This window comes from Hyphococcus sp. D3-15, from assembly GCF_055809375.1.
This window is the reverse complement of the sequence record NZ_CM147910.1, coordinates 3,221,848-3,236,156: the sequence shown is the minus strand read 5'-3', so window position 1 is coordinate 3,236,156 and position 14,309 is coordinate 3,221,848. Positions and strand designations below refer to the sequence as shown.

Below are 14,309 nucleotides of genomic sequence, written 5' to 3'. Positions count from 1 at the left end.
ACCGGGCCGTCGCCGGGCGCCACATTGACGACGCCCGGAGGAAAGCCCGCCTCTTCGAAAATACGCGCCAGCGCGAGAGACGACGCCGGCGTTTGCTCGGCTGGTTTTAGAACGACGGTGCAACCGGCGGCGAGGGCGGGGCCGAGTTTCCACGCCGCCGCCATCATTGGCACATTCCACGGCGTGATCGTGCCCACAACGCCGGCGGGCGCCCGTGTGGTGAAGGCGTGCACGCTGTCATCTATGGGAATGGTGCGGCCGGAGAGTTTGTCGGCGAGCGATGCAAACCAGTGGTAATATTGTGAATGCATGCCGATGTCGCCGCGCGACTCGCGAATAGCGCGGCCATTATCCTGCGATTCAATTTGCGCAAGCTCTTCGACTTTGGTGGCGTAGAGATCTGCAAATTTTCGCAACAGCGCCGCGCGCTCCGCGCCCGGCATGGTGCGCCAGGGCCCCTCGAAGGCTTCGCGCGCAGCGGCGACGGCCCGGTTGATATCCGCCGCGCCGCCAAAAGCGACGTCGGCCCAATGTTTTCCGGTCGCCGGATCGATGCTGCCGCGGACGCCGCCGTCAATTGGCTTCACCCACTCGCCGCCGATAAATAGTCGGTCAAATCGCGCGTCGCCCAACGCTTTCTCCCTATGGTTTCGTTTCTTATTGAGAATAGCTGTCGGTATAAACGACCTCCGTCAACGGGCGGCGGCGTTGCAGAGATCGGATTACCCGAATGCGGCGGCATTACCCGTTCTGAATTTCGCGCGCGGAAGCAGAGGCGGCTTCGGTGTCAGTTGAAATTATGCCGGGCGGAGATTTCGAAGCGCATGCCGAGGACAAGCGCATTGGCGGTCATCGGGTCTGCGCCGGGCGAAACGACATATTGCAGGTTTGGCTGGAGCGCCAAATAGGGCGAAACATTACGCCGGTAGGTCAGTTCGAACACTGTTTCGCTTTTGGCGCCGCCGGTCGTTTCGCGCCAGGCTTTCGATGTTCGCGCCGTCGCCATTGCGAGACCCAATTCATCCTCGACATCTTCCGCAATCAAGCCGGTTAGCTTTACGCCAGCGCTGGCAAAGGCGCCGAACATATTGAAGCGCCCATCCGCCTCGCCGATGCGAAAAAATGCATCGAGTGTTCTTCGGTCGGTTCGAAAGAGTTCGGTTTCGCCTCTGATGTAAAAACCGTCATTGCCGCGTCGTGTTCCGCTATCGAATGTTTCGAACGATGCGGTGTAGCGCCAGTGCCCGATGAGAAGGCGCGAGGTTTCAGTAACCGGAACATCCAACTCTGCGATTGCGAGGGCGCCTTCATCTTTGTTGATCCGTATCAATGTGCGGTCGGGATGGTCAGGATCGCCCGGCACGGCGTCGAGCAGGGCGGCGCGTAGTTTGAGACCGGAAGCAAAGGATTTCTCAACCCTGAACGCAAGCGAAGTGTAAGGAAAGATCGATGGCCCGTTCAGTCCGCTCTGACTGATGTCCGCGCCGATTCCATGGGCGCTGCCCATGAACAAGCCAGTTGATTCAAGTGAATCGAATTCGGAATTGAGATCATACAAGCCGGCCTTAACGGAAAAGCCGCCGCCGATCTGTTGGTCGATCCAGGCTTCATAAAGACGAAAGGCGGATGTGCCGGTTTCGATATTGCTGACCGTCAGCGCGTCGCCTGCAAGCTCGCTAATGGAAACGCCATTATTGTAGAGCCCGTAAAGATGCAACTCGCCGCCGCGCCAACCCGCCAGCGCCTCGAGGTCCGCTTCTAACACCAGATCCAAATTGTCGAGATAGCGCGCGCCGCGCCCTATGCCGCCGGCGGCATTCGCGATTGTCTCGCCGGTATAGGTCGCTTCGACAAGCACCGGACCATGCATCTCATCGATTTCATCATGAGCGTGAAGATGGGAATGCGAGCGCCCTTGCGCAGGCGGCGTCGGATCGCCCGGCAGCGCGGCGTCCGCATTCGCCGCAATTGCTGCGAACATCGATGCAAACAAGTGCGACGTCATAAACAGCTTATCAAATTACGGAAATTTATGCGAAAGACCCGGTCTTTTTTCGCCGCCGCAGCCATAGCATGATGCCGAGAACGATCATCGCCGTGAGCCACACACCGACAGCCATCACGATAATCCGCCCGGAAAGCCCTGCGAATTCACCCGTGTGGATCGGATATAGCGACCTTATGAAGGTATCTGCGGAAAACAGATTGGTGCCCGGATAGGCGCCGCGAATGCTCGCATCATTGGCGTCAACGATCACAAGGCTGGCGCCGTAAGCGCGAAAAAGTTCGCCCGGCGCGCGCACCCACGCATAATAGCTGGCGTCTTCGGCGGATGGCATGGTGGTGCCGACGAATTTGCTGCCCGGAACAGCCGCTTCGGCTGCGCGTGCGGCGGCGGCGAAGCCGGCGCCCGCGCCGTCAGGGGGATTTGCGGCCAGCGTAATGGGTTCGATGCCGATGGCGTGTTCGATTTTGTGTTCAAAAAAGATCAGTGTGCCGGACAAGACGACGATGAGCGCGGGAATGAAAACCCAAAGTCCGAGCGCGCGATGCCAGGAAAGCACGCCAGAATCTACGCCGCCCTTACTCGAAGGGGTTAGCGCGCGCCGCCATGCGCCGCGGCGCGGCCAGGCGGCAATGAGGCCCAGCACAAGATTGCTAATGAGCAAGACGCCGGAAGCGGCGAGTATCCAGTAACCGGTATCGCCGGACAAAAGGTTGAGATGCAGCTCGCGCATCAGCCCGAGAAAGGAGTGCTTGTTCGCGGCGCGGTCACGATGGATTTTTCCATCGCCGCCAACACGCACCATGCGTTCAGCGCCGTCTTTGTCCGCGTAATTGATAACATAGCGGTCCGCGAGGCCGGCCGTAGTCCAGATCCAGTTGATTTTTGCGTCCGGGGCCGCGCTTGTCAGCGCCGTCATGCGTTGTTCGATGGCTGTGAAGTCGGTTGGCTGATGTTCCGTCGTCAGCAGCGCGTCTTCCAGCTCGAAATGGAAGCTGAGAATGACGCCCGTAACCGCCTGCAGCATCCAGAACGCCGCGGCGCCGATGCTGAGCCAGCGGTGAATTTTTTCACCGCTCTTCGCGTGCCCCGTGGCGCAGGAGATTGGGTTGATGACATTGGAAACCTTTAACGCTGCAATTGAAGCCCTTTGACCTATCCGCAATACAGAAGGCGCCGCCCAATCGACCAGCGGTAAATAAGGGAATGCGGGGGAATTACCCGATTTTCGGCGGCCTGACCCAAGAAATCCCCGATATTGTATTCTGGCTATAGGTCAATCGGCGCTAGAGCCAAGGCCGCCGGTCTGCTCAAATGCCGGCCTTCACATCCGGGAACAGATGACCAAAATCGCTTCGTCCGACAATGCGCGTTCACCCTTTGAAAATTATAGCCACGATGATGTCAGGCAGCTCATCGAAGGGCATCCGCTTGCCTGGGTGTGCGCCGCAGAGGGAGAAGAAGCGAGCCAGTTGCCGCTGATTGGCGTATATGACGCCGACAACAGGCTGACAGGCCTGATCGGACATTTCGCCCGGCGTAATCCTCTGGGCGCGGCTTTTGAAAAGAATCCCAAAGCGAAAATTCTTTTCAACGGGCCTTCCGGCTATGTGTCGCCCGCGCAAGCCGAGCGCGGCAACTGGGCGCCGACCTGGAACTACGCGCATGTTCGGGTGCAGGCGGAAATTACGGTGGAACCGGATTTCACCGCCGAGGCCGTAGACATATTAATCGAGAAGATGGAGCAGAATTCGGCCAAGCCGTGGAGCGCTAAGGAACTGGGCGAACGATATGACTTGTTATTGCCCCTGATCGTCGGGTTTCGCGCCCGCGTCACCGGCATAGCGGCAAAGTTCAAGCTCGGACAGGATGAGCGACCGGAAACGCTCCACGCTATTGTTAAGAACATGCAGAACAAAGAGCTTGAAGAATTGATGCGGCAGTTCAATCAGACGCGTCCGGATTAACTGCGCCGGAAGGCGCATCACGATTACTACTTGAGTTGAGGATAAAAGATGTATGATTTGCTGAAGGGCCTGCGCGTTATTGATCTGAGTACGGTCGTTCTCGGTCCTTACGCCACGCAGCTTGTTGCGGATTTGGGCGCCGACGTCATCAAGGTGGAGCCCGTGGGCGGCGATGTCTTTCGCGCGGCGCGCCCGGGGCGGGAAGGCGGTGATGGCGCGGGCTTTCTTAATCTCAACCGCAACAAGCGCTCAATCGCGCTCGACCTCACCAAGGCGGAAGACCAGACTATTCTGGCGGATCTGGTGGCGACGGCGGATGTTTTTGTTCACAATCTGCGCGATGCGAGCGCAGAGAAACTGGGCGTAGACTACGCTTCCATCAAGGCGAAAAAGAACGACATCGTCTATTGTTCGGCGCGCGGGTTTGGGCAGGGGCTTTACGGCGACGAACCCGCTTATGACGACTGCATTCAGGCGGCGTCCGGCCTCGCCTGGCTCAATGCTGACGACAAGGGCACGCCGCGTTTTGTGCGCACGATCCTTTGCGACAAGGTCGCCGGGTTGCATCTGGCGTTCGCAATCGCCGCGGGCGTCGCCAGCCGGGAGCGCACGGGCGAGGGCTGCCATATCCAAACGCCCATGTATGAGGCGATGGCGTCATTTCTGTTGATCGAGCAACTCAGCGGGCAGAGCTTTGTGCCGCCATTGCCTGATCGCGGATATGGACGGCTGAACGCGGCGGGGCGCCGTCCTTATCCGACGCGCGACGGATATGTCGCGATCATGCCTTACACGGCGGCGCAATGGCGGCGGTTTCTTCAGATCATCGGCAAAGAAGAGCTTGCGGATTCGCCGCGCATCACAAATAGCGAGATGCGGTCGCGTCATATCGAAGAGCTTTATGAACTCATAGAGCAGTCGGCGCCGGCGCGAACGACGGAAGAGTGGCTTTCGGTTTTGCGTGACGCTGACGTTCCCTGCGCGCCGGTCAACCGGCTGGAAGACCTGCCCGATGAACCGCATCTCGCCGGCGCCGGGTTTTTCAAATCCATGACTCATCCGGCCGAAGGCGAACTCCTCTACGCCGCATCGCCTTATACAATCGAAGGTGCGCAGAAGCGCCCTGACCATCCTGCGCCTGCGCTGAATGTGGACCGGGACGGGATTTTAGCGGAACTCAAGTCTAAAAACTAAAACAACCCCATATCCGTCATGCGGGCGACTTTAAAAAGGTAACCGCGTTTAGAACGCGATCCGCTTTTGAACTTCCGAATAGTCGCCCAGCCCGCTGGGGACCGCTGTATCGGGACGGATTGATTGCAGCGAAGCGGCGTCGGCGGGAATTGAAGACACCTCATAGAGCGTGGCGGGAACTGGCGCTTCGCCGGCGACGATTTCAAACGGGATGGCCTGTTCGCCCATGCCTAAAAACATGGCCAGCGCGCCGGTCTTGGTCTTGCCGAGCTTTTCAGCGGTGAGAAGATCGGTCTCAAAGGCGGTGAACCGCTCAATCGCTGCGTCTTTGTTGAACGCGACGCCGAAATAGGGGCCGTTCCGCCCCGGCGTCAGGGTCCCGTGAATGATGCGCTTGCCGTTTTCAAGCGTAGTGCGCTGAATGGCGACGCCCGGTCCCGCAAGGCCAAGGTCTTGCGCCGGTTTAATATAGGCGTTGAGGTCATAGACATTATAGAGGCGATAGGATTCCGGCGTGCCGGGAAATTCAGCTTTCTCCGCGATGCGATCAGCGTCCGGCCCATAAGTCTGCAGGCGCCAGCGCGCCGCCCGCTCTCCGTCCAGCGCTTCAACCTGTTCATAGGCAAAGCTCATGGCGCGCGGCCGGTCGAATGTGTAGGCCGGCATTTGTGAAGCGAACAGGGCGGCGGCCAGCGTAATCGCCAACAAGGCTATGGCTGGCCCATTCGCGCTTTTTGATTTGTCTGTATGCCACATGACAAGCGGCGCGCCGGCGATTGCGGTCATAAACAGCAACAGCGCCTTGAAGTGGCTCAGATGAAAACCCAATACGACCTCGAACGCCAGAAAATGATACAAAGCCATATAGGCGGCGGCGATAAATCCGATATGGGCGGCGACTGCTCCGTTGCTTTGCGGAGCTATCACCCGCTCTATTGTCGCGGCGATGGCGAATAAGAATACCGGCGCCAGCGCGAGATAGGTCGCGCCGGGCAAGGCTGCGGCCAGAACGCCTCCCAGCAGAGCTATGAATGTCCAACAGACAAACAAGCATGTGCTGAAACCGGCGCCGCGCATAAAGCGGGGCGCGATGAGTGTTGGAACAAGCAAGCTTGATGCGGCGAGGGCTATGCGCCCCGGGCAGGGAAAAGGATGGTCGAGATAGGCGGCCCCCGGCCAGACGGCGAGAGGGAATGACAGCAGCCAGCCGATCACGCCAAGCGACGCCAAAATAGCGGCAAACGCCGCCATGCTTGATAAGACGGCTTTCGCGCGAAAAGCCTTGGCGTGTCGCCCGGTGAAGACGATCAGCGCGAGGGCGACGAGCAATAAGGGAAAATTCAGCCAGGCCGGCCAGAAAACCAGTATTTTTCCGAACAGGTCAAAATAGACCGCGTCGCCGGATGTGGTCATTTCGCCGAGTTTCGCATCACCGGCGGCGCGCAGCGTTGTTAGCAGATTGTCGCCATGATGGGCGAGAGAGCGCAAGCTTAAATGCGCCGGATCGTCTCGCGATGTGTGATACAGCGAAACGCCGCCAGTGAAAGCGAAGTTAAGGCCAGCTGCGCCATTTGCTTTGTACACAGACATGTCCGTGTCGTTCGGCATCTTGCGGTAGATTTCATATGTCAATGAATTGGCGAAGGGTCGCGAAGCCGCGCCGGCGTAGAGTTTGATCAGATTGCTGTTATGGGCGCTTGTTTCAAACATTGCCGAAGGGCCGGCGGCGCCGCGCGCCTCCAGATTGATGACCAGCCGAACGCGCGCCATTTCCGGGCTTTGCTCGGCGAAGGCTCTGGCGCCCCATAGCCCTGCTTCCTCAGCGTCGGCGAACAGAAAAATGATATCGTTCGAATAGGTTTCGTCCTGAATAAGCTGCATGACTTCAAGGATGGCGGCGACCCCGGCCATATCGTCAGCCGCGCCCGGACCGGCCCGCGTGCTGTCATAATGGGCGCTGACGAGAATGGCGTCGCCGCCGGAAGCGTGACCGGATTTTATCGCGTAAAGGTTCTCGACAGCGGCGCAGCCGGACCGCTCTTCAGAACAAATGACCGTCTTTTGAAGCTGCGGCGCATAGCCTAGCGCCGCCAATTTTCCCTCAATCCGTTCGCGCACGCGCCGGTTTTCCGCGCTGCCGAGGGGGTGCGGCTTTGCCTCCGGAATGAGATCTGAAACGAGCTGATGCGCGCGGGGTGCGTTAAATCCGGACTGTGGCGGCAACGGCCCTTCCACCAGCACTCTCAAGCCCAGGAATAATATGGCGAAGACAGCGATTGAAAAGCCGGGCCAAACCCATGGTGAGCGCGTCATTGAAAACCCCTCCGTCTGGGAACTAGCCATAGTTCCTCTTAAGGCAAAAACAAAACGCGAAAAACATTGCGGATCGCAAGCGGGCGAGGCGGGCCGGGTTGGCTCTGAACCAGAATGCCAGACAGTAAATTCCGACTATGCTATTGCTGTTTATGAAGGCGTATCCATAATTCTTGACTCTGCCGGGATGATTTCTTCCCGCTATTGCCAGAATTCATAAAGCGCATAATGCGCGCCCGCGCGGAAACTCCAAAACAAACCTTCATCGGGCTCACACGGGCCCTGATTACCCAAAGGCCTACCCAGTTACCCCCCTTCTCAACTACCATTCATGCGCATTGCGCCTGTAGGGTTGGGGAATCTGTAACGAATATCAGAGGGGGGCCGTCATGGCTCGGAAATATATTAAACTGCCAACAGCTGCAGGATATTTGCTGTCGGCGTCAGCGGCGGCGCTGGCTTTCGTTGCTTCACCGGCTTGGGCGCAGCCTGGGGGGCTGATGAGGACGACGAAATCGTTGTCACGGGGACGCGCGTTGTCACCGCCACGAAAACCGAAACGCCCAACACCGAAATTCCGCAATCGATCACCGTGATCTCGCTGGAACAGATCAAGGAGCAAGGCGCGCTGAATATCCGTGAGGCGCTGCGCTATACGGCTGGCGTGACAAGCGGGGGCGACGATACGCGGGGCGATTTCAACTATACTCGGGGGTTCTTGTCCGCCACCTATCTCGATGGGCTGAAACGGAATTTCGGTTTCGTTTATACGCCGCGCGCGGACCCGAATACGCTTGAACGGGTTGAGGTTTTGTTCGGGCCGTCAGCGGTTCTTTACGGCGCCGGCAGCTCCGGCGGCCTGGTCAATATGCAGAGCAAGCGCCCGCAATTTGAATTTGGCGGCTATGCCTCGGTCAGCTACGGCACCTATGATCGCAAGGAAGCGGTGCTCGACGTAACCGGTCCTTTGGGCGACACCGTTGCAGCGCGCGTCGTCGGCGTTTTTCGCGATGCGAATATGGTCCAGCGCGGCACGCCGGACGACAGCGTGGTCATTCAGCCTTCGATAACCTGGCAACCCAGCGATGCGACCGATGTGACCCTGCTCGGCTTGTTCCACAGGGATTACACCGGGCCAGTGCAATATGCGCCCTCCGCGGCGACCTATCTGGCTGAAGATCTCGGTTTTGCGCAGGTCAGTCGCCGGACCCAGATCGGCGAGCCTGAATTCAACAAGGGGCCGAAGCGCGACCTTCAGGCGACACTGATCGTCAACCACGAATTTTCTGATGTGCTGAGCTTCCACAGCTCATCACGCTATCAGGACGCCCATACGGAGTATGGCGAGATCTACGGGGATTTTTTCGGCAATCCGCTGGATCCGTTCATTGATGTCGCCAACACCACGGTCAACCGAAACCTGTTTGCGATCAATGCCGACTACAAGGTGTTTAACACGGCGAACCACGCTGTGATAAATTTCGCTACGGGATTTATCGAGCACCAGGTGCTTATCGGCGCCGACTTTGCGCGCTTTGAGCAAGTAACCTCGCAAGCTTTCGCGTTTGGTGGCGGCGGCCCGCTTGATATCTACAACCCTGTCTACGGGGTTGCGCCAGCGGCCGTGTTTGGCGCCGAAGCAACGCAAGTGCAGAAATCATACGGTTTCTACGCTCAAAATCAGATGCGCATTGCTGATCGCGCTTCGCTTGTTGTTGGCGTAAGGCACGACAATGTGGATCAGACGGACACCTTCTCACCAGACCAGGACGCCAAGGCGACTACCTTCCGGGCTGGTTTGACGGTTGATGTGACCGACACCATTTCGCCCTATGCCAGCTATTCGCAGTCCTTCGAACCGGTTTCCGGGCTTAATCAATTCGGAAATTCATATGTGCCGCTTGAGGGCGAGCAGTATGAGGGCGGCGTCAAGTGGCAGCCATTCAGCGGCACGTTAGTGCGCGCCGGCTACTACCGCATCAAGGAGTCGAATGCGCTTCGGCCTGACCCGATGAACCCGCTGACCAGCATTCAAACCGGATTTATCACCTCGAAGGGTTTTGAAATCCAGGCGGATCACCGGGTTCCGGGGGATATCACGCTGACGGCGAGTTATTCTCACAACTCGACCCGCGTTTCGGGCGAAAACCGGCAGCAAGACACGCAGCCAAAAGATACGGCCAGCTTCTTCGCGACCAAAACCATCGAGGCTGGAAACGATCTCAGATTTCGGATCGGCGCCGGCGTGCGGCATGTCAGCGAGCGGACAAGCGGTGATATGGCGTCACCGCTGTTCATTGCTGTCCCCAGCACCACCCTCGTGGATGCAGTCGTCTCGGCTGAATATAAGGAATGGGAGCTGCGGGTGAATGCGGTGAACCTGCTCGACAAGTTCTACTACTCGTCTTGCAGCCAGTTTGGCTCTTGCCAGTTCGGCGACGACCAATTGTTCAACGCCACATTGTCCTATCGGTTCTAGTCTCTCTCATCCGCTCCGGCGGGCAACTAACGAAGCAGGCAGGCTCTCTAATGAGCCTGCCTGTTTTCATTTGGGGGCGCCGTGTTGGTTGAACGGAGTTTCTTTATTCTAAGGAGGGCGCCTCATCTGCGCCGGGCAGCAAGCGCACCGGCAAGCGGGCGCAATCCACGGACGTGACTCACTCACGGGCGTGATCCAGATGCCCCGCATACGCCAAATAGGCCATCACCACGCTCAAATGAATGATAGCGCGGCCATGGGCGCAGTGTCGCTACGCCTATCATCAGGTCATGTGGCTTTTTTTGGCGCGCGGCGCCTGGAGTGTAAAGGAAAAGCGAAAGCGGAATTATTTTCCGCTGTTCATCTCCGCGCGAATACGATCAATATCCGCGACCCATTGGGCCGCCGTCGTCGGACCGGATGCTTCGAAATGGACGTGATCGGCCATTTTTTCGCGTACGGTCACATAATAGAGCGCGCCGGTGGGCAGGCCCAGCTCCTTGACCTTTTTCGCCATAGCGGCGTTTTGCGCCGCCGTCGGTTTGGGGCGGGCGGGCTTGTAGAGCAGGACATCCCAGCCTTCACCGCCAGCATGCAAAAACAACTGCGTAGGCGGCTGGCCGCCGGCGACGCTGACCTTGTCCCATTCCGCCATGCTGCGAATAAAAGGTTCGGTTTGACCGGGCGCGAGGCGGAACATTTCAAACACCGGGGTCGTCATTTCAACTTCCGCATTCGCGGAGCTTGATGTTTCCGCCAGCGCGGGCGCCGTCCCGGCTAAAACCAGAGCCGCAATGGCGCAACATGACTTTAAAAACATACCGGTATCCCCTTTGTAGGTCGCCACACTGTATAAGTGCATCACTGTGTGATTTTGCGCGCAGATGATCAACCGGACGGACGGGTTATGCGCCGGCGCAGGCGGGTAATCCGGGGCCGGTCATCGCTGTGAGATGGCGGTTGCCGGCTGGCCGCACTTACCCCTTATAAACCGGCGTTACCCGAGGAATTAGCTGATCAATATGGCGGGCTGTGATGTGCTTTGCGGACGTTGAATTGGTCGAGTTTGTGTGAAGGCGCGGGCCGGTTCGGTGGTTGATGTATTTTAACGCACACGAGGTTCCAAATTATGCATAAGTTTACGATCAAACTCTGGACCGCCGCGGCGGGAACGGCTGCTGCAACGGCGATGGCTTTGCCCGTGGCGGCTGCGGAAGCGCCCACGGTTTCAGACCCGACCGAATTTGTTTACCCGACCGGCTTTGACAAGGCGCTGTCGCTCATGATGGCGGGCGAGGGCGGCGAGAACGGCATCGGCGTGCATAAAGTATGGCCGACCCTGTCCGTTCCTGCGCTGACCACTGAGCAGATCGGGAAAGCGGTCTCGGGCAATTCGCTGGTGATCGCCTATCATTACGCGCACCAATACAGCCCGGACGGCAAGGTTGGCGGATACAATATTCGCTATGATCAGGTCGACGTGAAAAAGTGTCCGACGACGGAAGTTCCCGGTGACGGATATTTGTTGTATGAAGGCGTTTGCAGCGCGCAGGTCGAAGAGCCGGTCACGGGGTTCTGGGAAGCCAAGGACAACAAGCTCTGCGTTGACATCGCATGGGCGGGCAGCACACAAATCAAAGGCTGCTACATGATGTTCTTCATTATGGACAGCGTGGCGATGGTGAAGCCGGACGGTACTGTTTCCGGCAAGGCGCATGCCTTAAAGAAGGGCGCTGCACGGGATATGTAGCGGCGAGAAAAGGGCGAGTTTTGCTTATCTGCGTACCGGATATTCTTACTGCGGACCAGCTTTCCAGGCTGTCCGCGATGATGGACAAGCAAGCCTTTATCGATGGTCGCGAGACTGCGGGCTGGGCCGCCGCCAATGTGAAAAACAACAAGCAAGTCGCCAGCAATTCTGGCGACTATGCTGCTCTGCAGACGCTGGTCTCCGAAGCGCTCGCCGCCAACAGATTTTTCGCCATGGCGGCGATGCCGAAAATCATGCGGCCCATTCTGTTTAGCCGGTACATGATCGGCATGAGTTATGGACCGCATGTCGATAACGCGCTGATGGGCGAGAGCCCTCAGACCCGGATCGACCTTGCCTTCACGCTGTTCCTTTCCGATCCTGCGAGTTATGAGGGCGGCGAGTTGGAGATAGACGAGCCCGCCGGCACGCGGTCCTTCAAACTTCCCGCTGGCGCGGCGGTGCTCTATCCAGCAAACTCATTGCATCAGGTTACGGAAGTCACATCCGGGCATCGCGATGTCGCGGTTGGGTGGATCCAGAGCCTCGTCCGCGAAGCCGACAAGCGCAGGGTGCTTTTTGAACTGGAAAATTTGCGCGCGACGATGTTTTCGGAATCGGGAAAGACTGCGGCTTTTGATGCGCTGACTCGTAATACGAGTGATTTGTGGCGGATGTGGGCGGAGCCTTGATTGGCGGCGTTCCGTCTTACCCGCTTTTTTTGATGAATACCTTTTATATCCGAACAATTTGAGGCCGACGTCGCGTTTAATATGCGGGTTGCAATGCGCGGAGCCGATCAGGCGGCGCCTGCATTTTATGACTGATTTAGGGGACGGGATGAAAATGTATTTTGTAAAAAGCCAATCTCAACGCCGGCTGCGCGCCAGTTTGAGAACCGGAGCGGTCGCGGTGTTGGGGATTGTCGGCGCTGTCTCCTGCGACCGCGCGCCTGCTCCAACTCAGTCTGCGGATCTTATTTTTACGAACGCCAATGTTTACACCGTTGACGAAGATCGCCCGCACGCCGAAGCCGTCGCCATCAGTGACGGTAAAATCATCGCCGTGGGCGCGAGTGAAGATATCGCTGCCTTACAGGGCGCCGATACGCGCGTGGTTGACCTGCACGGACGTTTGCTCATGCCCGCCTTCGGTGATGCGCATGTGCATCCGGTTTTCGGCGGCATGTCCCATTCGAGATGTTCGCTGCATGATGGCGAGAGCATAGAAGAGTATCAGGAAATCATCGCCGGTTGTGTTGCTGCAAGCCCCGGTGATGATCCGATCTATGGGGTGGGGTGGGGGGACTCCATGTTCCCGCCAAATGGCGTGCCGCGCAAAGAATATCTTGACGAAGTCTCAACCGAGCGCGCGCTGATTTTTGAATCAGTCGGCGGCCACACCTATTGGGTGAATTCAAAGGCGCTGGAGCTTGCCGGTATCGACAAGGACACGCCTGACCCTGCGAACGGAAAGATTGACCGCGACGAAAACGGCGAGCCCGTGGGTGGTTTGCAGGAATCCGCGATGGAGCTTGTGGGCGAGTTCATTCCAAAGCCCAGCGCCGAAGAAATTCAGCAATCCATTTTATATGTCGCCAAGCTGTTCAACAGCCTGGGGATCACCTCCTGGCATGACGCCGGCATCGATCTGAATGCAGAAGGCGAGAGCGAAACCATGAACGCCTATAAGGCGGTGCATGATCAAGGCGCGCTGACCGCTCATGTCACCCTGGCGTTCAAATGGGAGAATGAACGCGCGCTCGATCAAATTCCGGTCATTCTTGATGCGTCTCAACAAGCGGCGGCATGGGGTCTCCACGCCAAAACTGTTAAATTCTATGTGGACGGCGTCATCCCGCAAAACACGGCGGCGATGATCACGCCCTATGAGGGCGTCGATGTAAGCGGCTCCCTTCAGATCTCGCCGGATATTTTGTCATCTGCGGTCGTCCAGCTCGGCGCCGAGGGGCTTCAGTCGCATGTGCATGCGATCGGGGATCGCGCGGTGCGCGTCGCGCTTGATGCGTTTGCGGACTCAAAGAAGCAGAACGGCACGACGCTGCGTCCGATGATTTCACATCTCAATGTCATAGACCCCGCCGATCAACCTAGATTTGGCGAACTGGGCGCGATTGCGGTGTTCCAGCCTACCTGGGCGAGCAATTACGACTATATGGATATGACCAAGCAGGCGATTGGCGCTGAGCGGTCGAAAAGCATTTATCCCGCCAATAGCGTGTTGCAGGGCGGCGGCATGCTCGCTTATGGCGCGGACTGGCCGGTCGGCGCAGCCGATCCGTTGCTGGGGCTTGAGGTCGCAGTGACCCGCACAAATTATGAGGAGCCCGAGACCGGTCCGCTCCTGCCGCAGGAAGGCGTGACGCTTGAAGAGGCTGTGCGCGCACATACGATCAATGTCGCCTATGCGAATAATCTGGAGGACGTAACAGGATCGATCACGCCCGGCAAAAGCGCCGATCTGATTGTTCTCGATACAGATATTTTCTCGATCCCTGCAGCAGATATCTCCGAGGCGAGCGTAGTGTTCACCTTGTTCCGGGGCGAAGTGGTTTACGGAGAAATAGAGTGACGCAGCGTT

General features: G+C 58.0%; 11 protein-coding genes and 1 pseudogene. 7 read left to right on the top strand and 5 right to left on the bottom strand.

The genetic code is table 11. The annotated features are described in order from the left end of the window. Nucleotides 1-2: 2 nt before the first annotated feature. The 3 genes and pseudogenes from AC0L8G_RS15860 to AC0L8G_RS15850 all read right to left on the bottom strand — a co-directional run. Nucleotides 3-587, bottom strand: a pseudogene (locus AC0L8G_RS15860) (aldehyde dehydrogenase family protein); the annotation flags it as partial. Between the two features lie 200 nt (nt 588-787). Continuing rightward, nucleotides 788-2,005: a carbohydrate porin gene (locus AC0L8G_RS15855; RefSeq protein ID WP_473385140.1), complete on the bottom strand. Its 1,218-nt coding sequence runs from the start codon at nt 2,003-2,005 to the stop codon at nt 788-790. Nucleotides 2,006-2,030: 25 nt separating this feature from the next. Then, on the bottom strand, nt 2,031-3,032 hold the full coding sequence (locus AC0L8G_RS15850; protein WP_473385139.1) for a PepSY-associated TM helix domain-containing protein: 1,002 nt from the start codon (nt 3,030-3,032) through the stop codon (nt 2,031-2,033). A gap of 313 nt (nt 3,033-3,345) precedes the next feature. On the opposite strand from AC0L8G_RS15850, the gene AC0L8G_RS15845 reads away from it, so the two are divergent. Further along, the gene (locus tag AC0L8G_RS15845; protein ID WP_473385138.1) at nt 3,346-3,972 is read left to right on the top strand and encodes an FMN-binding negative transcriptional regulator; all 627 of its coding nucleotides are present in this window, start codon (nt 3,346-3,348) and stop codon (nt 3,970-3,972) included. A 48-nt stretch (nt 3,973-4,020) separates the two neighbouring features. Then, entirely contained in the window at nt 4,021-5,166 is a 1,146-nt protein-coding gene (locus AC0L8G_RS15840) for a CaiB/BaiF CoA transferase family protein (RefSeq protein WP_473385137.1), read from the top strand. Between the two features lie 48 nt (nt 5,167-5,214). Here AC0L8G_RS15840 and AC0L8G_RS15835 read toward each other — a convergent pair whose 3' ends face one another. Continuing rightward, nucleotides 5,215-7,284, bottom strand: a complete 2,070-nt coding sequence (locus AC0L8G_RS15835; RefSeq protein WP_473385136.1) for a M20/M25/M40 family metallo-hydrolase — start codon at nt 7,282-7,284, stop codon at nt 5,215-5,217. A gap of 142 nt (nt 7,285-7,426) precedes the next feature. Between AC0L8G_RS15835 and AC0L8G_RS15830 the strand changes: the two genes are divergently transcribed. Together AC0L8G_RS15830 and AC0L8G_RS15825 are read left to right on the top strand one after the other, a co-directional pair. Beyond that, a complete protein-coding gene (locus AC0L8G_RS15830; protein ID WP_473385135.1) occupies nt 7,427-7,699 on the top strand; it encodes a hypothetical protein in 273 nt (90 codons plus the stop codon). A gap of 258 nt (nt 7,700-7,957) precedes the next feature. Then, on the top strand, nt 7,958-9,958 hold the full coding sequence (locus AC0L8G_RS15825; protein WP_473385134.1) for a TonB-dependent siderophore receptor: 2,001 nt from the start codon (nt 7,958-7,960) through the stop codon (nt 9,956-9,958). 346 nt (nt 9,959-10,304) lie between these two features. On the opposite strand, the gene AC0L8G_RS15820 is transcribed toward AC0L8G_RS15825, so the two are convergent. Further along, nucleotides 10,305-10,778: a hypothetical protein gene (locus tag AC0L8G_RS15820; RefSeq protein ID WP_473385133.1), complete on the bottom strand. Its 474-nt coding sequence runs from the start codon at nt 10,776-10,778 to the stop codon at nt 10,305-10,307. A 309-nt stretch (nt 10,779-11,087) separates the two neighbouring features. Here AC0L8G_RS15820 and AC0L8G_RS15815 point away from each other — a divergent pair, with 309 nt between their 5' ends. The 3 genes from AC0L8G_RS15815 (at nt 11,088) to AC0L8G_RS15805 (ending at nt 14,300) form a co-directional block, all read left to right on the top strand. Beyond that, nucleotides 11,088-11,708 (top strand): hypothetical protein, encoded by a 621-nt coding sequence (locus tag AC0L8G_RS15815; protein WP_473385132.1) that lies wholly within the window; start codon nt 11,088-11,090, stop codon nt 11,706-11,708. A 20-nt stretch (nt 11,709-11,728) separates the two neighbouring features. Further along, a complete protein-coding gene (locus tag AC0L8G_RS15810; protein WP_473385131.1) occupies nt 11,729-12,400 on the top strand; it encodes a Fe2+-dependent dioxygenase in 672 nt (223 codons plus the stop codon). Nucleotides 12,401-12,548: 148 nt separating this feature from the next. Next, nucleotides 12,549-14,300 (top strand): amidohydrolase, encoded by a 1,752-nt coding sequence (locus AC0L8G_RS15805; protein WP_473385130.1) that lies wholly within the window; start codon nt 12,549-12,551, stop codon nt 14,298-14,300. Nucleotides 14,301-14,309 lie beyond the last annotated feature (9 nt).

What these genes read in the sequence shown, in the direction of transcription:
- AC0L8G_RS15820 (WP_473385133.1), bottom strand. Translation starts at nt 10,778, where the DNA reads ATGTTTTTAAAGTCATGTTGCGCCATTGCGGCTCTGGTTTTAGCCGGG.
- AC0L8G_RS15850 (WP_473385139.1), bottom strand. Translation starts at nt 3,032, where the DNA reads ATGCTGCAGGCGGTTACGGGCGTCATTCTCAGCTTCCATTTCGAGCTG.
- AC0L8G_RS15845 (WP_473385138.1), top strand. Translation starts at nt 3,346, where the DNA reads ATGACCAAAATCGCTTCGTCCGACAATGCGCGTTCACCCTTTGAAAAT.
- AC0L8G_RS15830 (WP_473385135.1), top strand. Translation starts at nt 7,427, where the DNA reads ATGGCGAAGACAGCGATTGAAAAGCCGGGCCAAACCCATGGTGAGCGC.
- AC0L8G_RS15855 (WP_473385140.1), bottom strand. Translation starts at nt 2,005, where the DNA reads ATGACGTCGCACTTGTTTGCATCGATGTTCGCAGCAATTGCGGCGAAT.
- AC0L8G_RS15805 (WP_473385130.1), top strand. Translation starts at nt 12,549, where the DNA reads ATGAAAATGTATTTTGTAAAAAGCCAATCTCAACGCCGGCTGCGCGCC.
- AC0L8G_RS15840 (WP_473385137.1), top strand. Translation starts at nt 4,021, where the DNA reads ATGTATGATTTGCTGAAGGGCCTGCGCGTTATTGATCTGAGTACGGTC.
- AC0L8G_RS15815 (WP_473385132.1), top strand. Translation starts at nt 11,088, where the DNA reads ATGCATAAGTTTACGATCAAACTCTGGACCGCCGCGGCGGGAACGGCT.